Genomic DNA, 23695 nt, shown 5'->3' with positions numbered 1-23695 from the left:
TACTTTATCTCTATATCTACGCTAAAATAATCTTTCTGGATATACCCCTGTTGCAATCAATTCTTGTATTGCCTCTACAACAGCTCCTTTGTCTTCCTTATATGTAACCCCAAACCACTGGTCATGTGACTTTAAGACTTTTACATGTGTCTTACCTTCTTCCAACAATTGTCCGATAATCCTTGGCAACAAGTATTCTGCCTTAATATCTTCTTTTTTAATACCATCTAAGAATTCTACAAATCCTTTTTCTAATATTTCAAAGAATTCCGGCTGTAGTCCCCACATATTCATGGATACTGGGGAATCCAGATCCAGGCGAATCTCTTCTCCATCTTTTACTGCAACAGCATAGTCATCTCGTCCTGCAATCTCATATGTCTCTTCAATTGATCTCAACATATTTTCGTCATCTACTTTGCATATTCCTCTGGTCACTGTCCCATTCTTACTTAACGTATTCTTTAGAACGAATCCAACCATACTAATGTCTGATGCATCGTGTTCTTTTATAAGCTCATCATAAGCCTCTACATATGCTTCTTTTCCATAATAATCATCTGCATTGATGACAAGGAACGGTTCATGCACTACATCTTTGCAGCAAAGGATGGCTTGTCCGGTTCCCCATGGTTTGGTTCTTCCTTCCAGCTTATCTTTGAACTGCGTTGGAATATTATCCAATTCCTGATAGGCATAATCAACCGCTACAACTTTCTCAATACGATTGCCTATGATTTCTTTAAAGTCTTTTTCAAGATCCTTACGTATTACAAATACCACTTTATTAAATCCGGCTTCCAGAGCATCATAGATAGAATAATCCATAATGATTTCTCCATTTGGTCCTACCGGCTCTAACTGTTTAATACCGCCACCGAACCTGCTTCCGATTCCTGCTGCCATGATAACCAATGTAACATTTTTCATACTGTTTACTCCTTGTAGAAAATTAATAGTTCCTTGTTAGTTGATTGTATTATACAATACTTTTTGTGAATTGTACAATGATACATTATTTCGATTTTCCACTAATATCTTCTCATTTTTCTAAAATTGTGCGTAGATGAATCCGCCAGCTGTATCCATTACACAACCGAACATTGGAATGCAGAATACCAGCATTCCATATACTGCCCATCTTAATATCAACGGCTTCTGCCCAAGGCTTTCCCGTATCTTAACTCCTCGTTCTTGAAGCACGCTGATCAAGAATACGACAAGACATCCCATTGCCAGAATCGCATAATCCAGCCGATCCAGTCCCAGTGACATTATCGTTCCGTCCGAAAGCGTCTGCAATGCGAATCCTGTCACCGTACTTTTCATCATAGCCCATGCTGCCGACAGGCTGACCGCCATATCAAAATACCAGCTGATATTGACCAACAGAAAGGTTCGCAGAATCTGAATCACATGCCAACACTTGGCCTTGGGATCTATATGGGAGAATGCCAATCCTTTCTTATAGACCGGAGCAAGGAGGCTACTGATTGCAATAATCAGACCATTATAGAATCCATAAGCAATGTATTTCCACGCTGCTCCATGCCAGATACCTACTACAAGAAACACAATAATATTAGCCACACAGATAGGCAGGACTCTTCCCGTCTTCTTCCCGAATACCTTCTTGGTCCATTTTCCAAACTTTCCCATCCATTTTGACAAAGAGATTGGATAGAAGATATAATCTTTCATCCAAGTCCCCAGTGTAATATGCCAACGGTGCCAGAAATCCGTAATCGAAGTCGCAAAATACGGTCGTCTGAAGTTCTGATCCAGTTCGATTCCAAACAGACTTGCCACACCTGCCACTACATCCATTCCACCAGAAAAATCCATATATAATTGTATCGAATACATCAGAACCGCCATTATATTCGTGACACCTGAATACTGTGTATAATTCAAGAACACTTGGTTGACCACTACAGATGCCCGGTCGGCAAGCACCATCTTCTTGAAGAATCCCCATAAGATTAACTGTAAGGCGTTCTCAATGTTGATGAGATCAAACCGATGTTCTGCATATAATTGTTCTGCCAGACGATGATACCTTCCAATCGGTCCCTGCAGGATCTGTGGAAAGAAGGAGACGAACAGCGCGAATCGGAAAAAGTTATGCTCAGCCTTACATTTTCCCCAGTACACATCGATAATATATCCCATCGACTGGAACGTATAAAACGAGATACCAAGAGGCAATAGAAGCATCTGAAACGAGATACCTGTGTGGAATACGGCATTGATATTCTCAACCACAAAGTTTGTATACTTCAGAACTGCTAACATTCCAAAGTTCAATACCAGGCATCCTGTCAGAATCGCTTTTTTTCTTGCTTTCCTTCTCTTCTTTTCTTCCTTTGAATCCCCTTGATCACGATCGATCCACTCCAGAAGTCTTCCCGTACCGTAAGTGATAATGGTGGTATACAGAAGGAAGAACAGGAGTTTCACTCCTGATGACGCATAATAGATATAGCTGAATATCAACAGCCAGATCCATTGATACTGCTTAGGGATCAGGTAATATCCCACAGCTGCGATTCCTACGAATAGCAGGAATTCCATTGATATCAGAGACATATCTTTCCTCCACTTTTAAGCTTCCTGGAGCCGTTGTACCATTTCCCATAATGCCTGTGCAGAGTTAAAATTCTCTGGGATGATATCGACTGGTGTGATCTCAACATCAAAAGCATCCTCCAATTCACTTACAATACTTAAGATTGCAAATGAATCCAGTAATTCGTCGTCAATCAGAGTTGTACAGTTCTCGTAATCCACATCTGGCTGAATATCCTTTAATATTTCTAATAATTGTTCCATTGTCTTGTTCCTCCTTTTAATCATTCTCTTTTAGATAATTGCCTAGTTCAAGGCTGAATTGTTCTGCTGCATCTCCATACATGTGACCATCATAATCCCAATAGTTATCTATACTTCTGTCATACGCAAGAGCCGAATCAAAGATAAAATTATGATATGGAATACGATATTGCTGCATCAGTTCTGTAAAATACCGGTCAGACTGCTGATAACTTTCCGGTGTGTTGGCATATGTCTCTGCCGGTACCGGAAGTGTGATCACTTCCAATTCAATATTTTCCTTCTTGCAATGGTTTAAGATTTTTTCAAAATATTCTTCTGCCTCCGGCCGGAGTTGTTCCTCATTCCATGGAACATTATTGAAGGTTCCCTTCTCTGCTCCTTCTACCTTATCCTGATAGATGAAACCGTCACCGCCGTAATGACCTCCGGGAATATCCAGAATCGCCGGATCATATTGCCGATATTCCGCGCTCAATTTCTTTCGGATTGTCTGCGGTGCTTGAGGGAGAAGATTCTTATAGTAGCTCCACGGGAATATTGTCTGTCTATAATCCAGCTTTATAATCTTATCCCCAAGATACTGAAGCTTGTTCATGGACCAGGGCATTTCCTTATAGAACATACCAGCTACCGTTCCCATATTCTGGTCGGTGATCCAGTAGGATGGGTCTAGCTCATAGATAATCTTTTTCGGTTTCTGCTGCCTGCATGCTTCCTTGATCAGATAATAAGTATCGACAGGATATTCATTTGCCATGCACAAGTTAAAACTATTCCTACCCGTCACCTGATCCACTACTTGTGGGCTGATTCCATACTGTCCATGGGATGTCCCTACGAACAGATAATCATAAGGGCCATCTTCCTTCAACTCATGGAGATTCAGCCATATAACATTCGGTGGCATCGTAACCCAACTCAGGCAACAAGACAGAATCACGCACAAGATCACGAATATGATCATTCTAATGATATGGTTGTTTCTCTTCTCTTTCATCTTTCTGCCATCCCATTCATGATATCTGTCTGCCTCCGTTCCCGTATCATCTGAATGCCATTTTCCTTCGAGTAGAACAGTATCTGCGGAAGATCTCTGCTTAAGAACAGGTAGATCCCTTCTGTAACCGCATAAGCTCCTGTCCGTTCGAAGATGATGATATCCCCCACTGCAGCATCTTTTAGTGGAAGTTGCTTCACAATGACATCATTGACTGTACAGAGTGATCCGCAGATGTTCCAATTCTCTTCTGTCACATCTCCTTCATTTTTTTGCACATTTTTATGAACATGTTGATAATATGGAGTTTTCATAGCCATCGCCTGCCCATAATATGTGAGATGATTGATTCCGCCATCCACGATTGCATACTGTTGTCCATGGTTTTTCTTTTGATCTGCAATGCTGGTCAGATAATATCCACAATAAGCAGACAGATACCTTCCCATTTCCAAAGTAATCTTCCCTGTATATTTTAATTCTGACAATAGGTTTCGAAGTCCTTGTAGTAACTCTCCATCATCCGTCTCCTCATCCGTCTGAAAATACGGCACGTAGAGGCCCGGTCCATATTCCAGTTCTTCTGCCTCATAACCTGATTCTTCTTTTAATCTCTGAAGAAATGTATCCAGATATCTCAGCTCTTTCTCAATCTTTTCCATCTTCTTTTTCTGCGTTCCGGAATAATACTGTAATCCCACGAAAGAGATATGCGGATATGCTTTCCGTTTTTCAATTATGGTACAGATATCTTCTTCATCAACACCGAACTGATTTCCACTGGTCAATCGGACCAATGCACGAATCACATTGCCTGTCTGAGCAGCACAATACTCCAGAAGCTCCAACTGTTCCAGGGATTCGATTGTATAAGTCCCCTTTGATCCATATGTTTCCATAATGGAGAGAATATCTTCTTTTTCTTTATTTACACCAGATAAGACAATCTGCTCCATGGCAATCCCTGCACGTTCACAGATACGAAATTCTCCCATCGAACACACTTCATACTTATCAACGCGTGTTTGAATCGGCTTTATCAGGAATGGATTGGCTTTCATTGCATAACACAGCTGAATTGACTGGGCAAGTTCTTGCTTTACCATCTCAATTCTACTTATCAGCTCATCAATATCAAAAAGATATGCCGGAGTAGCACATTCTCTGGCTATCGTCTGCAGCTGTACTCTATCCATAGATACCCTCCCTGTATTCTTTCATCATTTTCTTTCGGTCAATCTTTCCATTCTTTGTAATTGGAAGTCGATCCATCTTCACCCACACGTTTGGAATCATATATGCCGGAAGCTTCTTTCCCAATGCACGGACAATCTGCCGTTTCTCAGCCTCGCCTTCATAAAAAGCAATGATCTTATTCTCCGGCTCATCATAAGTACAACAGGCTCTGCGGATTCCCTCTGCCATCTCCATCGCCAGCTCGATCTCTCCAAGCTCAATCCTGTGTCCCATATGCTTGATCTGGAAGTCTTTTCTGGAAGCAAAGTACAGATATCCATCGTGCCCATAATAGGCCATATCTCCTGTACGATATATACGTTCCAGATACTTTTCATTCAGCGGATTCTGAACGAATACTTTCTTGGTCTGTTCCGGATTCCGATAATATCCCAGAGACAGGGCTGTTCCAGAGACGCAGATCTCTCCTTTCTTTCCAGCTTCCCGCACAAGTTGATTCCCCTCATCCAGTAAAAATACCTTTTCATTGGGAAATGGTTGTCCTATTGGCAGACTCTCTCCTGGCTGAAATTCCCGGTCCACAATATAATAGGTACAATTACAGGTAATCTCTGTGGGCCCATATACATTCGCATACAAGGCATCCGGCAGATATTTTTTCCATTCATTCAAGTGCTTTATCGGCATGACCTCTCCGCTAAAGATAATTTTATTCACTTTTTGAGGTACTTTATATTCCAGTCCTTTTAACGTTGTAACTATACACAGTGCGGACACTGCCCAGATCAATGTAGTGATCTCTCGCTCGTCCAGATAATCCAAAAGCTTTGTCGGAAATGAGAACATCTTCTTTGGAATAATCTGCATAGTTGCCCCTGTTTTCAAAGTAGAATAGATATCCTTCACGGATACATCAAAGTCGAGGGGCGCCTGATTACCGATGACATCTTTGTCTGTAATCCCGAATATATCAACAAATTCTTCCATAAAATCAATGACTGATCGGTGACTGACTAACACTCCTTTAGGGATCCCTGTGGAACCAGATGTGAAAATTGCATATAAAGGATCTATGTCAAGTCTCTGCTCACGAATCGTTTCTAATAGAACTGCATCTTCTTCCCCCTGTAACGCTTCCAGAATATTTACAACATTCCTTTCATATTCCAATGCCTTGAACTGTTTCTCATAATCCGGGTGTAACACCAGAACTTCTGACTGAAGAGTCTGAAGAATCTGTTTCAATCTTTCTGAGGGAAGCTTTGGATCCAGCAGCACATAAAAACAGCCGGCATACACTGCACCCAGGAATGCATAGATGGTCTCCACTCTTTTCTCCATGAATACAGGAACCGGTGATCTTGGCGGAACATAATTGGCCAACTTCGTGCCTACAGATCTGGCAGTTTTCCACAACTCTTTATAAGTACATGTTGACATTTCATCTGCAAATGCAATCTTATCTGGATAATGTCTTGCTGATTGTTCCAGATAGTCTAATATATTTCTAATCATAAGATTCTCCCATCAATTATTTACACACTACTTATTAAGTTTATACTATAACTACCTTTAAATCTAGATGTAATTTCTGAATAATTCTTAATAATTTTGTAATTTTTAAAACAAATCAAGAAAGGCAGTTTACACATCTTATGTAAACTGCCCTTCTCTCTTTTTCACCTTATTCACCAAGTCCATCTGCAATGACTTTTGTCATCGTCCGCATTGCTTCTTCTTCATCTTCCCCGTCGCAGATCAGTTCAATCTCATCGCCTCTTTTAATGCAGGCTCCGAGAACACTCAAGACACTCTTTGCATTGGCTGTCGTATTGCCATACACAAATGTCACTTTACACTTAAAACTGCTGGCAGTGTTACAGAAGATTCCTGCGGGTCTAAGATGCAAGCCTGTAGGATTGGTAATCGTTACTTTTTGCTTAACCATAATTCCTCCGTTTATTCCTCCTGCTCTTGTTTTTCTTCCAGTATCACTTCTACGCTCACCTCATTCACCAGAGAACATCCCGACGGAAGTTCCACTGATACGGGCACGGTATAAGTTCCTGGTCTTGTATAATCTTTAAGGTCTATACTGACTTTTTTTGCAATCGAGAACGTATTCAGAGTTGCATCCGGACCTTTGATCTGAATCTCAAGATCTACGACCGATCCATAACTCAATTCCAGATTACTGTCAAGGTTATTAACGGTAATCGAACTAGTGGATACTTCGAAGTTCTTTGCCCCCGGCTTTTCCACCGCGATTGTAACCACTACATTATCCGCATTCTCATCTACCAGAGAAACATCTTCCGGGAGATACTGCGAGATATCTATACTTCTCTCTGTTCTCTGCGTCAGGTTCACTGCTGTGAGAGCTGACGCAGGCACTGATATCTCAGTTACTCTTGCCAGGGCACTTTTGCTTCCTGAGATACGGACCTCCTGAGGTTCTACACTGATCTCACTGATCTTATATCCATCTGCTGCCGTCACCATCGAAGTATCTAACTCTACCTTCACACTCTTGATCTGATGTAATGTCACTTCGACAGTAAGTCCTTCTTTTCCAAGATTATTAGCCAGTAGCGATTGGTCAATGACATTATTATTCGCATCGTACAACACCAGTCGTGCTTCCACTTCTGTATCCGATGACAAGCCCGACACATCCACTTCTGCCACAACTCTATTGATGCTGTCAATCACTGTCTTCGGGCCACGAATCGTCACCTTTTCAGGATTAGCCTTCAATTCTCCGATGACATATCCTTCTCTTACCGTTCCCAATGTAGTAGGAGTAATCGGGAAATTGTTCTTTGCTTCATCATCAATCTGTATCTGAAGGTTTCTTGGATTCGAGACAGCACTATCGTACTTATATCCCTCAATCTTGACCTCGATCGGAATCTGTGTGCCAAGTGACATCTCTTTCATATCAGCAATTGCCACAATATCTTCTGCTTTGATATCATTCAACACGGAACGCTGAGCAGTCACTGTAACACTCACTTCCTGTGTATCATCTACAATCTGATAGGTTCGGTTTGCTGACGTTACTACTTCTTCATTGATTACTTGTACCGGAATACCGGTATAGGTCTTATCCGTTACCGGATCATCGATATTAACCACGATCAGCCACATGAACAATGCGATAAAGAAGGCTAATATCTTAAGACCGAAATTAACTGTTAGTCTTTTTTTCATGCTTATGCCTTCCTTTCCACAATGCTGTCAACCTATTTACTTCTGTCTGCTTATCCTGAATTCTTACCAATCTCTCCCTTAATTCTTTTTCACTGATATTTCGATAGATCCTGCCTCCCTGTGCCACAGAGACTGCTCCCGTCTCTTCTGATACTACAATAATCAGTGCATCGCTTACTTCACTCATACCGACAGCCGCACGGTGTCTGGTTCCAAGATCCTTGCTGATTCCCATGTTGTCAGACAGCGGCAGATAACACGTTGCAGACACAATCCTGTCTCCCCGCACGATAATCGCACCATCATGGAGAGGTGTATTATGTTCAAAGATATTAATCAGCACCTGACTGGACACCAGACAATCCATCTGAATCCCAGTACTCTCATATTCTGTGAGCCGAATGGCCTGCTCTACTACGATAAGAGCTCCTGTCTTGACCTTACCCATTGCATAAGCTGCGCTGATCATACTCTCTCTTGTTTCCTCACTGAAGCGCACCTTCTCTCGCTTGGTCTCAAATGGAATCATAGATGGCAGAAACTTCCGTTCTCCCAGTTTTTCCAGCGCACGCCTTAGCTCAGGCTGGAACACCACAACTGCAGCCGTCGCCATCACCGTGACCGCATTCTTGGCCAGGAACAGAATTGTATGCATCTCAAATATTGCGGCGATCAGAATGAATACAGCAAGTACCAGAATACCTTTCATGAGCATCCAAGCTTTCGTATTTTTAATCCACACTATCAGCTGATAGATCAAAAATGTAAGGATTAAAATCTCTACAATATCCGTAATACGCACTTCCGGGAAATACAAGTCTCTTACATATCTTCCAAGAAAATTGCTGATCTGCTGTTCCATTCTTTCACCTCCTTTATATTGCTATTATTATGATGCCTCTAATCCTTTAAATTAAGATCTTTTCTAAGGCTCTGTGTCAGAAGCATCTTATCTACTTCTTTCATATCATGTTTCTTTGCAGCCGGTCCTTTTTTGGGTGCTGGCTTTTTTCCACTTTTTTTCACATTTACTCTACGGTTCTGAGCCTGGGAATCTGCTTTTTTGCGAACCGTCTCTGTATCAATGATCTCAGTCTCCTGACGTTCGTTAATTCGCTTAACAGTCTTCTCTGGTGTTGCCACCGATACCTTTGGAATTGCTTTTACATAATAATAATACTCATCATCTTCAAACTGAAGGTTCTCACTTCTTGCATAATCCACTGAGAACAGGAACAATTCCAGAATCAGTCCAATTACGATTGCTCCGACATTCCCACCGATCAAAGTTCCATAAGAAGTATGTACTCCTAATGCGATGTCTCCTGCTACGATTACAATGACATTAGCAACGGCACCTGCGACAATAGCCACCTTCCACGCATGATCCATAGAAGTTCTGCGCAATGTAAATACTACAAAAAAGCAAATTATAAATGCAACGATAACGATCCACATCTCTTTATTCTGAAATACCTGCTGTACATACTTTGTTACCTGCGTCAGCATTCCTTTTGCACCGACATTTTCAATATTCACAGAACTCTTTTTTACATATTCCAGCATGTAATACACAATCGTTCCGCAAGAGATTGCGATCAGACTGATTGGGGTTGCCACCAGACCACATGCCACCGGGATAATATATGGGACTTTCAGGAAGAATGCCAACGGTGTCAACAGAACGATTAATGCCTTCTTCGGTGTCAGCCGCAGATAGAAAATGTACATAATCAAAAATATAACTGCTGTTACCGCCAACATTCCAATAGACAAAGCAAACATATGGGCAAGAATCAGTACTGTTGCCATGATTACTGTCACCATCAACGGAAGGAAAGTACAGATTACCGCAAGTGCAAGACTTGCCACCGGCGATGCCACAGCCTTCATAAACCCTACATTGTGGTTGATTACCGTAAATGTCACAATTGCAAGAATAAACTGGAATATCTTGTCAAACACCTTTGAATTCTTAGCATATAGCTCTTGTATCCGTCCGCGAAATACGTATATCATATCCATCTATTTGTTCTCCTTTTCATACATCTTAAGCAATCTTGTCAGATTATGATTATATTTCTTCACTCTCTGTCTGGCCTTCTTATGCTTCTCATTATAAATAAAGCTGCTGATAATCAAATATATGATAACCAGCGCAACATATCCCAGCAATATGATTCCAATCATCATCACCAGTGCTCCATTTGACATCTTCTCCATCAGAGTATCCAGACCCGCCAGTATCACCAGTGCAACTGCCAATATATATCCAACGGTAACCCATAAAAAAGTGCATATCGTATGCAGACTTGCATAATCCTTACGGTAATACGCACTGATTTTAAAATCTTCCTTTCCTTGTGTCTGTTCATAGAACGCAAGATGGGTCATAAGTTTTACCTTTTTTTCATCTAACATAATCCACCTCAAAATGTTTCACTATCCATTTAAACATCATTTTTAGTATAACAAATATCAGTATCCTTGTCCAATACTTATGGTCAAAAAGTATACTTTTTCAACTCCCGCTTTTTTCAGAGTTTTCGCGGCATAATCTATAGTATTTCCCGTTGTATAGATATCATCAATCAATAGCACTGCTGACACCGGGACAAAACCTTTTCTCACAGAAAATGCATGACTCAGATTCTTCTTCCGCTCATCATGATCTAACGTTTTCTGAGGATTGGTAGATATACATCGTACCAGACTTTTCGTATCTACCGGTATATTCATATTCTTTCCAATCTCTGCACTGATAATCTGTGCCTGATTATAGCCTCGCTTTTTCCTTCGTTTTTTATGAAGGGGAATCGGAATGATAAGATCTGGGTTCCACCTTTTGATCATATGACCATAGGTACGTATTAATTCCTCTGCATAATGGATTCCATATCTTCTCTGATTATGATATTTGAATTGATAGATGGATGTGTTGACCGGAGCTTTGTGAAGCCATAGGCTCAGCCCTCTGTCATAAAAATGATGTGTACATGTACAATCATGACAATACTCTTGTTCTGCATATCGGATCGGCTTTCCGCACTGCATACACCGCGGTTCCCGGACTTTTAAGTGTTCCAGTTTCCGCCTGCATGCAGTGCAGATTCCCTGACGATATACCTTTCCACAAAATGGACAGACCTCTGGCCACAGCCATAGACTGATTCTTTTCAGAAAAGCCTGTAATATCTTTATCATTGTAATTCCTGGATTCGTTCTGCAAGGCTTGTGTTACGATCCTGTTCGTTGGTATTATGAATCATTTCCTGAAATACCACATCACTTCCTACTAACGTTACACATTGCTTTGCTCTTGTGACAGCCGTGTACAGAAGGTTCCTGTGATACAACTGCCTTGGTCCCTGCAGTAACGGAATCACGACCGCAGGATATTCACTCCCCTGAGATTTATGTATAGTAATCGCATAAGCGAGTTCCAGCTCATCCAGCAAAGTATATGGATACTTCACCAGGCGCTGCTCATCATACTCCACAATTACCACTTCTTCATATGTATTGATCTCCTTGATGATTCCCATATCACCATTAAAGATGCCCTGGCCTTTGTCGATGGTCATTCCATATCTTGTCACCACTTCCCACTCCAGCTGATAGTTATTCTTGATCTGCATGACCTTGTCACCTTCTCGGAACAGACGATCTCCATACTCTTTTTCCGTCTTTTTGGGCTCTGGTGGATTCAGATATTCCTGGAGTATCCGGTTCAGACGTTCCACACCTAACAGACCTTTTCTCATAGGCGTCAGAACCTGAATATCATAAGGCTTGGCATTGACATACTTCGGGAGTTTCTTTTGGATCAATGTAATCACAACACTGATAATCACATTGGCATCCTGCCGCTTCAGGAAGAAGAAGTCCCGGCTCTTATTATCTAATACAACCTCTTCTCCACGATTGATCTTATGAGCATTGACCACAATATCGCTTTCTCCTGCCTGACGAAATATCTTCGTCAACATAACGACGGCAAAGCAATGGGAATCAATAATATCCTTCAGTACACTTCCCGGTCCTACGCTTGGAAGCTGGTTACGGTCACCCACCAGTATCAATCTGGTTCCCGGAACGATTGCTCCCAGCAAAGCATACATCAGTGGAAGGTCTACCATTGACATCTCATCAATAATGATCACATCTGCCTCCAGAGGATTCTCTTCATTTCTCTGAAAACCATTGGTACTGTCATCTTCTGGATTCCCACTGACCTCTAACAATCGATGGATCGTCTGTGCCTCATATCCGGTTGCCTCCGTCATACGCTTGGCAGCACGACCGGTAGGTGCAGCCAGATAGATGTCCATTCCTTCACTTTCAAAGAAATGTATCATCGCATTGATGGTCGTCGTCTTTCCGGTTCCCGGTCCTCCCGTCAAGACCATGACGCCTCTGCGTGCAGCTTCCATCACCGCTGTTCTCTGCTTATCATCCAGATACAGTCCTGTATTCTTCTCGATCGCCTGAAGCCGACGTTCCAGATTGTCCTCTGCAACATCACAGTTCACATTCAGATCATGCAGCATCTTAGCTACATTCATCTCCATGTAATAATAATGGGAAGAATAGATGCGCATTCCATTCTCCGCTTTCTTCATAACGATTTTCTTTTCCATGGCGAGATCCATCAGATATTTCTCGATATCCTGAATCTCCACTTCCAGAAGTTCACTTGCTTTTCTTAATAATACTTCTTGCTTCAGATAGACATGTCCATCATTCACACTCTGTAAAAGCGTATAGAAAATGCCGCTGCGGATGCGATAGTCAGAATCCGTATGAATTCCAACCTTTGCTGCAATCTCATCAGCGGTCTTAAACCCAACTCCCGACACATGATCGGCAAGCTGATAAGGATTTTCCTCGATCACACGATATACGTTCCTGCCATAATGCTGGTATATCTTGGCTGCCAGGGTCGTTGATATTCCATATTTCTGCAGATATATCATTGCCTGGCGCATATCCTTCTTCTCTTCTACCTGTATGGCAATCTCTCTTGCCTTTCGCTCGCTGATTCCCTTGATCTCAGCCAGCCGTTCCGGCTCCTCTTCTATAATTCGAAAGGTATCTTCTTTGAATTTCTTAACGATCTTTCCGGCAAGTGCTGTGCCCACACCCTTTACTGCTCCAGAGCCCAGATACCGTTCAATGGATATCAGGTCCTCCGGTTCGCACACCTCAGAAGTCTCTACCTTCATCTGGAGACCATATAATTTGTGCGTAGTATACTCTCCTTCCAGTTTCAGGAGCTCTCCTTCTTCGATATAATGAAAGTTACCGACACACGTCACTTCACCATCATCGTTACTCAGATGAAATACTGTATATCCGTTATCTTCATTACGGTATACAATATGTTCTACATATCCTTTTATACTTTCCATTAGAATTCTCTTCGTCCGCCCATTAACTCTACAAACTGTCCGGTTCCAATCGCAACCACTTTCATTGGATCATCTGCAGTCATGGTATTGATTCCTGTCTTTTCTTCTATCAGCTCTTCCAGGCCTCTCAGCAAAGCTCCGCCGCCGGTAAGCATGATTCCACGATCCAGGATATCTGCCGACAATTCCGGTGGTGTGCGTTCCAGTACATTGATAACCTCTTCCACGATCTGACCCGTCGGCTCTCGAAGCGCCTCCTCCGTCTCGGAAGATGTAACGGTTACCGTCTTCGGAAGACCTGTCACAAGATTTCTTCCTCTGACTTCCATGACCTCATCTTCAATCAATGGATAAGTAGTCCCTATCTTAATCTTAATATCTTCTGCCGTTCTCTCACCGATCAAAAGATTATGCTTCTTACGCATATAGCGGACAATGGCTTCATCAAAATCATCGCCTGCAATCTTAATAGAAGAATTTACTACTGTTCCTCCCAGGGAAATCACCGCAATATCTGCAGTTCCGCCACCGATATCTACGATCATGTTACCGCAAGGCTTGGAGATGTCTATCCCGGCTCCGATCGCAGCTGCCACCGGCTCTTCGATTAAGTTCACTTCTCTCGCGCCTGCCGCATAAGTTGCCTCTTCTACTGCCTTTCGTTCCACTTCGGTAACCCCACTTGGAACACAGATACTGATTCTCGGCTTCTTAAATGTCCGCTTGCCCAATGCTTTCTGTACAAAATACTTAATCATCTTTTCTGTAACTGTATAGTCTGAGATCACACCCTGACGTAGCGGCCGGACAGCCACAATATTTCCCGGTGTTCTTCCCAGCATCAGACGTGCTTCCTCGCCGATTGCCTTTATCGCGTTCGTATCCCTGTCATAAGCTACAACGGAAGGCTCTTTTAATATGACGCCTTTCCCTTTTACATAGACCAGAACGCTTGCTGTTCCCAAATCAATTCCAATATCTACTGACATCCTTATTTCCCCTTTCATTAAGCTATCTATATGATTATCATTTGTTTATTTATTCACATGCACCTTTAGTGCACGTTCCATTATAATCAACTTTCCTGAAAATGGAAACCTTTTTTTCTTAAATCTTTGTGAATTCCATCTACTTGCGCAGCATGGCATCGATGTATTTTCCTGTGTAGGATATTGGGTTCTTTGCGACCTCTTCTGGTGTCCCTTTTGCAATTACAGTTCCACCTTTGTCTCCTCCTTCCGGCCCGATATCAATGATATAATCTGCCGTCTTAATCACATCCAGATTATGTTCAATGACTACTACCGTATTGCCATCCGAAGAGAGCCTGCGCAGAATCTCTGTCAATTTGTGAACGTCCGCAAAATGCAGTCCTGTTGTTGGCTCATCTAAGATATAGATTGTCTTTCCGGTACTTCTCTTGCTTAATTCCGTAGCAAGCTTAATCCGCTGCGCTTCTCCGCCTGACAGTGTGGTAGACGGCTGTCCCAGCCGGATATAAGATAATCCAACATCATACAGCGTCTCCATCTTTCTTCGAATGCTGGGTACATTTTCAAAGAAATGTAACGCCTCTTCGACCGTCATATCCAGGACGTCATAGATGCTCTTTCCTTTATATTTCACTTCCAGTGTCTCCCGATTATAGCGCTTTCCGCCACAGACCTCACAAGGAACATACACATCCGGCAGGAAATGCATCTCAATCTTCAGGATTCCGTCTCCGGCACAGGCTTCGCATCTTCCACCCTTCACATTAAAACTGAATCTGCCTTTCTTATATCCTCTTGCTTTCGCATCCGGCGTTGCCGCGAACAGATCGCGGATCAGATCGAACACTCCCGTATAAGTCGCAGGATTAGATCGCGGAGTACGTCCGATTGGAGACTGGTCAATATTGATGACCTTGTCCAGCTGACTGATTCCTTCTATATCTTTATGTTTTCCCGGGATTGTTCTTGCACGGTTCAATTCTCTCGCAAGGCGCTTGTACAAGATCTCATTCACAAGAGAACTCTTCCCCGATCCGGAAACACCTGTTACACATGTCATCACTCCCAAAGGGAATTCTACATCAATGTTCTTCAGGTTGTTCTCCTGCGCACCAATGACCTTCAGCCATCCGGTTGGCTGCATCCGTTTCTCAGGCACAGGGATCTTAATTCTACCACTTAGGTATGCGCCGGTTATGGAATTTTTATTCTCCATAATCTCTTTTGCAGTGCCTTGGGCAACGACTTCTCCGCCGTGTTCGCCAGCTCCCGGTCCAATATCCACAATATAATCTGCTGCCAGCATCGTATCTTCATCATGCTCTACAACGATTACAGAATTACCCAGATCGCGCAAATGGCGCAATGTGCCCAACAACTTGTCATTATCTCGCTGATGCAGCCCAATGCTCGGTTCATCCAGAATATAAGCAACCCCAACCAGGCCAGAGCCGATCTGCGTTGCCAGCCGAATCCGCTGTGCCTCTCCACCAGAAAGGCTTCCAGTTGCGCGGGCCAATGTCAGGTAATTCAGACCTACGTCCATTAAAAATTGAATACGGGCATTGATCTCCTTTAAGATCTGTCCTCCAATCATCTGTTGCTGCTTACTCAACTGCAATTGCTTTAAGAATACTTGCAATTTTTCGATGGACATGGCCGTTACTTCAGAGATATTCTTATCTCCTACTGTAACAGCCAATGCTCCTGGCTTCAATCTCTGTCCGCCACACTCATGGCAAGGTGTGATACACATAAATTCTTCATATTCAGCCTTGACAGTTTCTGAAGATGTCTCCCGGTAGCGCCGTTCAACATTCCGAATCAGTCCTTCAAATGCCACATCGTAGATTCCCTCACCGCGCTGTCCGCGATAATGTACCTTTACCTCTTTTCCTCCAGTTCCATAAATCAACACATCGTGTATCTTTTTTGGATAATCTTTAAATGGTGTATCCAAAGAAAAATTATATTCTTTACTCAGCGCATCCAGAATCGCATAAGTGAAACTCTTCTTATCCGTACAGGACTGCCATCCCATGACAGCGATTGCCCCTTCGCTGATGCTAAGATTCTTGTCTGGAATCATCAGATCTTCATCGAATTCCATCTTATATCCCAATCCAAAACACTCTGGGCATGCACCGAAGGGATTATTGAACGAAAAACTTCTCGGTTCAATCTCATCAATGCTGATACCACAGTCCGGACAAGAAAAACTCTGGCTGAAATTCATCGGCTCACCACCGATGACATCCACAATCATCAGTCCCTCCGCAAGTGCCAGAACATTCTCAATAGAATCTGTCAGCCGCTGCTCAATTCCTTCTTTTACGACCAGTCGGTCTACAATAATCTCGATATTATGCTTGATATTTTTATCCAGAGTAATCTCTTCCGACAATTCATAGAGATTGCCATCCACCCTCACACGGACATAACCGCTTTTTTTCGCGCGTTCAAATAATTTGGCATGGGTTCCTTTTCTTCCTCTTACGACCGGCGCCAACAGCTGTATCTTCGTCCGCTCCGGCAATTCCAGAATCTGATCTACCATCTGATCTACCGTCTGCTTCTTAATCTCTTTACCACACTTCGGGCAATGTGGAATACCGATTCTTGCATACAGCAATCGAAAATAATCATAGATCTCTGTGACCGTTCCCACCGTTGAACGCGGATTCCTGTTCGTAGACTTCTGATCAATGGAAATCGCCGGGGACAGTCCTTCAATGCTCTCTACATCTGGCTTCTCCATCTGTCCCAGGAATTGCCTTGCATAAGATGACAAGGATTCCATATATCTTCTCTGCCCTTCCGCGTAAATAGTGTCAAACGCAAGAGATGATTTCCCGGAGCCGCTGAGTCCCGTCAATACCACCAACTCATTTCTTGGAATATCCAGATCAATATTCTTCAGATTATGCTCATTGGCACCTCGTATTCTTATATATTGCTTCTTATCATTGTTCTTCGACATTGTTCTATCCCTTTCACATCTGCTGCAGCTGTTGCTTCAGTTCTACAATCTTATCTCTTAATTCTGCGGCAGCTTCAAAATTCAATTCTGTTGCAGCCTTCTTCATCTGTTTACTCAATTCCTTGATTAACTTCTCAAGTTCCTTTTCACTCATAGACTCCGGATCTTTTTCCATCCGAATCTCTTCTGCAGCGACCTTCTTCGATACTGCGATCAGATCACGTACACTCTTCTGAATGGTCTTCGGAGTAATCCCATGCTCCTCATTGTACGCCATCTGTACCTTGCGGCGGCGCTCTGTCTCATCGATTGCCTGACGCATGGAATCTGTCATCACATCCGCATACATGATAACATGTCCTTCTGCATTTCGCGCCGCACGCCCAATTGTCTGAATCAAAGACGTTGCCGAACGTAAGAACCCTTCCTTATCGGCATCCAGAATCGCCACCAGGGTAATCTCTGGAATATCCAGACCTTCTCTCAAAAGATTGATTCCCACCAGCACGTCAAAGACATCCAGACGCATATCCCGAACGATCTCCGTCCGTTCCAATGTATCCACATCCGAATGCAGATAACGTACACGGATGCCCAATTCTCGCATATAATCCGTCAGATCCTCTGCCATTCGCTTCGTCAATGTCGTAATCAATATCTTATTCTTCTTGGCGATCTCCTTATTGACCTCACTTACCAGATCGTCAATCTGGCCTTCCACCGGGCGCACTTCCACCTCAGGATCTAATAGCCCTGTCGGACGGATGACCTGCTCAGCTCTAAGCAGTTCATGCTGTTCCTCATAAGGTCCGGGAGTCGCTGATACAAATAGTACCTGATCAATCTTACCTTCAAATTCTTCAAAATTCAAGGGGCGATTGTCTTTTGCCGACGGCAGACGGAATCCATATTCTACCAACGTAGACTTTCTGGACTGATCACCATGGAACATACCTCCAATCTGCGGCACTGTCTTATGCGACTCATCAATCATCATGATAAAATCATCCGGGAAATAATCTATCAACGTATGTGGCGGCTGTCCCGGTGCCAGTCCCGTCAAATGTCTTGAATAATTCTCTATTCCTGAACAAAAACCGGTCTCCCGCATCATCTCGATATCAAAATTCGTCCGCTCAGAGATTCTCTGAGCTTCCAGAAGCTTCCCTTCACTCTTAAAGAATCGGATCTGCTCCTCCAGTTCTTCTTCAATCCCCTGAATCGCCCGTTCCATATTCTCTTTCGACACTACATAGTGGGAAGCAGGAAAGATGGCGATATGACTCAGTTCATTCTTAATCTCTCCCGTTAATACATCAACCTCAGTGATCCGGTCAATCTCATCTCCAAAGAATTCAACCCGCACCACATATTCCTCAGATCCTGCCGGAAACACCTCCAATACATCCCCATGAACCCGGAATGTGCCGCGCTTAAAGTCCATCTCATTACGATCATATTGTATATCGATCAACTTGCGGATAACTTCATCACGATCCTTGATCATACCCGGACGCAGGGAAATGACCATGTTCTGATAATCAATCGGCGAACCCAGACCATAGATGCAAGATACGCTGGCCACGATAATCACATCCCGCCGCTCCGATAACGCTGCCGTGGCAGAATGGCGAAGCTTGTCTATCTCATCGTTGATGGATGAGTCCTTGGCAATGTAAGTGTCAGAGGAAGGGACATAAGCCTCCGGCTGGTAATAATCATAGTAGGACACAAAATACTCCACCGCATTGTTCGGGAAGAACTCCTTGAATTCACCGTAGAGCTGTGCAGCAAGGGTCTTGTTATGCGCTATGATAAGCGTTGGTTTATTTAATTGTTGGATAACATTTGCCATCGTGAAGGTCTTACCGGAACCGGTGACACCAAGAAGCGTCTGGCATTGGTTACCTTCTTTAAAACCTTTTACTAACTGCTCAATCGCCTGCGGCTGATCGCCGGTCGGCTTGTATTCAGAATGTAATTCAAAACATTTTTGTGCATCTTGCATAAAAACACCTCTTAAAATCTATAGTATAAAAAATTTATCCATCAGCCAAAAATTCGTGTAATTATTGTAAATTCATCTAGTTAATACTCCAAATTAACCCTTTACTCGAATTTAAGAACTCAAAAGTTAACATATGTATTGAAAACAAACATTATTCCGATTCAAATGTTGAATTTTTTGACGATTCGACAATTTTGTTCAATAAATTATCCACACACTGAATTGGCTACACACGTGTAGCCAATTCAAATACATCTAATGGCTTTCGCATTTTTTTGAAATAATTTTAATCCTGATTATATATCAATTGATTTCGTTCCAATTCTTTTTGCAACTCTTCTATAGTAGGTAAAACAGTCATGTATTTAGAAGCAAAAATCTGTTGATTCTCATGTAAAACAGAATATTTAACCATCGTTTCATCTTTGTCCGTACAAAAAATAATACCAATAGTGGGATTATCATCTTCCCTACGTTTCAAATCATCAAACATACGCACATACATATCCATTTGCCCAATATCTTGGTGCGTTAACTTTGTTGTTTTTAAGTCAATAAGTACAAAACACTTCAAAATATAATTGTAAAAAACTAAATCAATATAAAAATCTGTTGTTTCCGTGCAAATTCTCATCTGTCTACCTACAAATGAAAATCCTTTTCCCATTTCTAATAAGAATTTTTGAAGATTGCTAATAATAGCCTTTTCAATATCACTTTCTAAATGTCCATCATTTTGCTTTACTCCCATAAATTCTAGCACAAACGGATCCTTAACAAATTCTAATGTTTTATTCTCCGTATCTGGCAACTGTGTAGACAGCATTCTCTTATAATATCCACTTTTAATATTACGTTCCAACACTCTTACAGTCCAATTTTCATTAGCCGCTTCATCCAAATAGAAATTGCGTTCTTCTTCGTCTGAAATACGCATAATATTTCTCAAATGAGACCATATTTACTGAGATAATCCACAACTGGAATTTAGTTTTTCACTTAAGTATCTGATATTCCAACAAAAATATATTCACCATATGTATTTGCTAACGCAGAAATCTCTTTTACTTATTTAGCACCGGACACTTCATCATTTTTAAATTCAAAAAAGAACGATTCTTCTATTTCATTCAAAAAATGTAATATTAATTTTCTCTTTAACCTTTAAGATATTTTTCTACTTCCCGATCAAACTCAGAAACATACTCCCTATCCTGTTTTACCCTAAACACTTCATATTCTTTTTCAGCTTTTTCCATCGCAGTATCATGTGATACTTTTCCTTTTCCAGCCAATACCTTACGCCTGTTATTCGTTAAAAACTGATTTGTCTGGTCAACCCAATCCTGCATACTCATTAATATCTCATCTTCAGCCATTAATTCTGCATAATCAATGAACATAGTTACCAGTCTATTTAAGCGGGATAATTCTTTTTCATTTAAATAATTTTTTGCAATTCCAATATCACGTTTTAAAACCTTGCCATCAGGAGCATCTTTCCATGTAGTTAACCCCATCGCAGGTTTTCCCGAATCAGCACGTTCATATATCAGTTCTGCAGCGGTCTTGCCCGTAACCGCAAAATGCAATTTGTTCTGGACAAAAGCATAGAAATTCTTTGTAATTTCACTGTTTTTATCGTAATCATAACTGCATTGCTCAAAAATATCCGTGATTTTTTGATAAGCTCTTCGCTCACTTGCCCTGATTTCACGGATACGCTCCAATAATTCATCAAAATAATCTTTTCCAAAAGGCTTTCCATTTTTAAGCATATCATCATTCAACACAAACCCTTTGGTAATATATTCTTTTAATGTTTTAGTAGCCCACTGTCGAAACCGCGTAGCTTTCTTGGAGTTAACTCGATATCCAACCGCAATGATTGCATCCAGATTATAACATTTTACATTTCTTTTAACATTCCGTTGACCCTCATTTTGAACTACCGAGAAAAACTCGGTAGTTGACACTTCGTCTAATTCTTCTTCCTTGTAAATGTTTTTCAAATGTAAAGAAATATTATCGGTTGTACAGTCAAATAATTCTGCCATTGCTTTTTGTGTCATCCAAAAAGTATCTTCTTTGAAAAACACATTTACATATATATTGGTATCTTCAACCTGATATAGAACTATCTCATGCTCCTGATTCATTCCTATTTTCACCTCATCTCAAAACATTAAAGAATATATCCACTTTATCATTAAATTTTCAAATAAAAGCTAATGACTTTTGCATTTCGTAATCTCCCTTTATCTCTTTATAATATAATGCGACATCCTTAAACTTCTCAACAATTATATCATGGTAAGAATTGGAGAAATAAAGTTTCCCTCATTCCATCTCTTACTACTTTCCTACCAATATTATCTCGTACATTACACAAATACATGTCACTAATCTCACCTGTTCATCCGCTGTTATTCTGTCCATATATTTCAATTCTTTCCAGAAAATATGAAATATTCAATATTAAACAGCACTATATATCACGGTTATCACCCTGCCTCCAAACTAGGACATAAAATACTCCGCTGCATTGTTTGGGAAGAATTCTTTAAATTCACCATATAATTGTGCCGCGAGAGTCTTGTTGTGGGCTATGATAAGCGTCGGTTTATTTAATTGTTGGATAACATTGGCCATCGTAAAGGTCTTTCCTGAACCAGTGACACCAAGAAGCGTCTGGCACTGGTTACCTTCCTTGAACCCTTTTACTAACTGCTCAATCGCCTGCGGCTGGTCACCGGTCGGGGCGTATTCTGATACTAATTCAAAATGATCCATGAAATCCTCCTATGAATCTATTATCTGCATTTTCTGTTGCCATTATATCAGAATATAAAACAAAAGTACAGGACAATCGAATGTTTGTTCTGTACTTTCTCAGCTTTATATTATATACTACATACTTACAACTGTTTTTCATCTTCTTCCGCACAAGTATAAAGCGGCTATTTTATTGCCGATGTCATGTTAGAACTGGAATAAACCACAGTATTAGTTCGACTTCCGGTGAAGCAGTGCACTCAACAGAATTGTAAATCCAAAATTAAACATAATATAGAACATCGTTCCTCTTAATGTATTTTCCATCTGCACAAAGGATGCATATGTCAACAATATCGGCTGATGAAGTAAGTAGCATTCCATACTAATATTGCCGGCAAATTGAAATGGCTTCATTTTAAATAGATTGGAAAAAACTCCTTTCCCGAGTCCCATAATAATTAATACAAGAATATTGGGAATCAGCCAATATACCTGCATACTGAATGAGTTGACTGGCAACGGTAAGAAGAATAATGCAACCCAAAGTACCAGAGCTCCTCCTTCTAAGAAGGAGAATAATGTAATATTTCCGATTGATTTTCTCTCATCATTTACTCGATACATCATCCTTCCCACACACATTCCCAGCAAGTATTCTGCCAGTCTGGATGGAGGAAATGCATAGATGCAATATCCAAAATCTTCCCGATTTCTGACCAACACCGCTACAAGAAAGATAAAAATGGCCAGACATACGCTAACGCCGGTAAGTATTGCCTTTTCTCTTTTATTTTTATGTAATTTATCAAGCAGATAACGCACAGGAAGGTCAAATAGATATAAAAACATAATAGCCGATATGAACCAGGTAACACCATTATAGTGAAGATATGGATTCCACCATGCCTGGATCATAAGTAAGCATTTCATCAACGTCCAGCTACTCTCCTTTAATGCGTTCATATCTCCATTATTAATTATAGAAGGCAAATCCGTCTGTAATATACAGTAAATAACAGACAAGAACAAAATCGGATATATTTTTTTTATTTTTTTCCATTGATGGAGTAACATAGCTTTTACCGTAGGCTTCTCATATCGGTCTGCAGAAGAATAACCCGAACCAAATCCTGACAATATGAAGAAAAAGCTTACCATTGCATAAGCAGAGTTGGCTGAATAGAAATATGGTTCAAGATTCGTTCCAAGAGCATGAAACAAAAAAATAAAACAAAATCCTATAAATCTTAAAAATTGTAATTGATCTAATCTCTTACCTTTCAT

General features: G+C 41.3%; 19 protein-coding genes and 1 pseudogene. All 20 read right to left on the bottom strand.

Annotated features, from left to right (window positions below):
- Positions 1-21: 21 nt before the first annotated feature.
- Positions 22-930, bottom strand: a complete 909-nt coding sequence (locus ABE613_RS12075) for a nucleotidyltransferase family protein (protein ID WP_235233854.1) — start codon at positions 928-930, stop codon at positions 22-24.
- A 120-nt stretch (positions 931-1050) separates the two neighbouring features.
- Entirely contained in the window at positions 1051-2589 is a 1539-nt protein-coding gene (locus tag ABE613_RS12070; protein WP_347376490.1) for an MBOAT family O-acyltransferase, read from the bottom strand.
- Positions 2590-2604: 15 nt separating this feature from the next.
- On the bottom strand, positions 2605-2832 hold the full coding sequence (locus ABE613_RS12065; protein ID WP_347376489.1) for a phosphopantetheine-binding protein: 228 nt from the start codon (positions 2830-2832) through the stop codon (positions 2605-2607).
- 16 nt (positions 2833-2848) lie between these two features.
- Positions 2849-3832, bottom strand: a complete 984-nt coding sequence (locus tag ABE613_RS12060; protein WP_347376488.1) for a hypothetical protein — start codon at positions 3830-3832, stop codon at positions 2849-2851.
- Positions 3829-5028 (bottom strand): alanine racemase, encoded by a 1200-nt coding sequence (locus tag ABE613_RS12055; RefSeq protein ID WP_347376487.1) that lies wholly within the window; start codon positions 5026-5028, stop codon positions 3829-3831. The genes ABE613_RS12060 and ABE613_RS12055 overlap by 4 nt, the downstream gene beginning before the upstream one ends.
- The gene (locus ABE613_RS12050) at positions 5021-6544 is read right to left on the bottom strand and encodes an amino acid adenylation domain-containing protein (protein WP_347376486.1); all 1524 of its coding nucleotides are present in this window, start codon (positions 6542-6544) and stop codon (positions 5021-5023) included. Before ABE613_RS12050 ends, ABE613_RS12055 begins: the two co-directional genes overlap by 8 nt.
- Before the next feature lie 169 nt (positions 6545-6713).
- The gene (locus ABE613_RS12045) at positions 6714-6977 is read right to left on the bottom strand and encodes an HPr family phosphocarrier protein (RefSeq protein WP_235233865.1); all 264 of its coding nucleotides are present in this window, start codon (positions 6975-6977) and stop codon (positions 6714-6716) included.
- Between the two features lie 11 nt (positions 6978-6988).
- Positions 6989-8242 (bottom strand): CdaR family protein, encoded by a 1254-nt coding sequence (locus ABE613_RS12040; RefSeq protein ID WP_235233867.1) that lies wholly within the window; start codon positions 8240-8242, stop codon positions 6989-6991.
- Positions 8220-9104: a diadenylate cyclase CdaA gene (gene cdaA / locus ABE613_RS12035; RefSeq protein ID WP_235233869.1), complete on the bottom strand. Its 885-nt coding sequence runs from the start codon at positions 9102-9104 to the stop codon at positions 8220-8222. The genes ABE613_RS12040 and cdaA overlap by 23 nt, the downstream gene beginning before the upstream one ends.
- Positions 9105-9142: 38 nt before the next feature.
- A complete protein-coding gene (locus tag ABE613_RS12030) occupies positions 9143-10267 on the bottom strand; it encodes a hypothetical protein (RefSeq protein ID WP_347376485.1) in 1125 nt (374 codons plus the stop codon).
- Positions 10268-10663, bottom strand: coding sequence for a hypothetical protein (locus ABE613_RS12025; RefSeq protein ID WP_235233871.1), 396 nt, complete (start codon positions 10661-10663; stop codon positions 10268-10270).
- Between the two features lie 57 nt (positions 10664-10720).
- Positions 10721-11446, bottom strand: a complete 726-nt coding sequence (locus tag ABE613_RS12020; RefSeq protein ID WP_347376484.1) for a double zinc ribbon domain-containing protein — start codon at positions 11444-11446, stop codon at positions 10721-10723.
- On the bottom strand, positions 11443-13653 hold the full coding sequence (gene recD2, locus ABE613_RS12015; protein ID WP_347376483.1) for an SF1B family DNA helicase RecD2: 2211 nt from the start codon (positions 13651-13653) through the stop codon (positions 11443-11445). Before recD2 ends, ABE613_RS12020 begins: the two co-directional genes overlap by 4 nt.
- On the bottom strand, positions 13653-14642 hold the full coding sequence (locus ABE613_RS12010; protein WP_328282622.1) for a rod shape-determining protein: 990 nt from the start codon (positions 14640-14642) through the stop codon (positions 13653-13655). Before ABE613_RS12010 ends, recD2 begins: the two co-directional genes overlap by 1 nt.
- Before the next feature lie 139 nt (positions 14643-14781).
- Positions 14782-17625: an excinuclease ABC subunit UvrA gene (gene uvrA, locus ABE613_RS12005; RefSeq protein ID WP_347376482.1), complete on the bottom strand. Its 2844-nt coding sequence runs from the start codon at positions 17623-17625 to the stop codon at positions 14782-14784.
- A gap of 13 nt (positions 17626-17638) precedes the next feature.
- Positions 17639-19633 (bottom strand): excinuclease ABC subunit UvrB, encoded by a 1995-nt coding sequence (gene uvrB, locus ABE613_RS12000; RefSeq protein ID WP_347376481.1) that lies wholly within the window; start codon positions 19631-19633, stop codon positions 17639-17641.
- Positions 19634-19919: 286 nt separating this feature from the next.
- Positions 19920-20582, bottom strand: coding sequence for a PDDEXK nuclease domain-containing protein (locus tag ABE613_RS11995; RefSeq protein ID WP_347376480.1), 663 nt, complete (start codon positions 20580-20582; stop codon positions 19920-19922).
- Between the two features lie 208 nt (positions 20583-20790).
- Positions 20791-21792 carry a virulence RhuM family protein gene (locus ABE613_RS11990; protein WP_235231682.1) on the bottom strand — a complete coding sequence of 334 codons (1002 nt, stop codon included), beginning with the start codon at positions 21790-21792 and terminating at the stop codon, positions 20791-20793.
- A 364-nt stretch (positions 21793-22156) separates the two neighbouring features.
- Positions 22157-22426 (bottom strand): annotated as a pseudogene (locus tag ABE613_RS11985) (DEAD/DEAH box helicase family protein); the annotation flags it as partial.
- Between the two features lie 213 nt (positions 22427-22639).
- Positions 22640-23695, bottom strand: a complete 1056-nt coding sequence (locus ABE613_RS11980; RefSeq protein ID WP_347376479.1) for an acyltransferase family protein — start codon at positions 23693-23695, stop codon at positions 22640-22642.

The sequence above is a fragment of the Dorea chungnamensis genome (genome assembly GCF_039832125.1).
Lineage (GTDB): Bacteria > Bacillota > Clostridia > Lachnospirales > Lachnospiraceae > JAFBIX01.
This window is presented reverse-complemented; position numbering and strand designations above follow the sequence as displayed.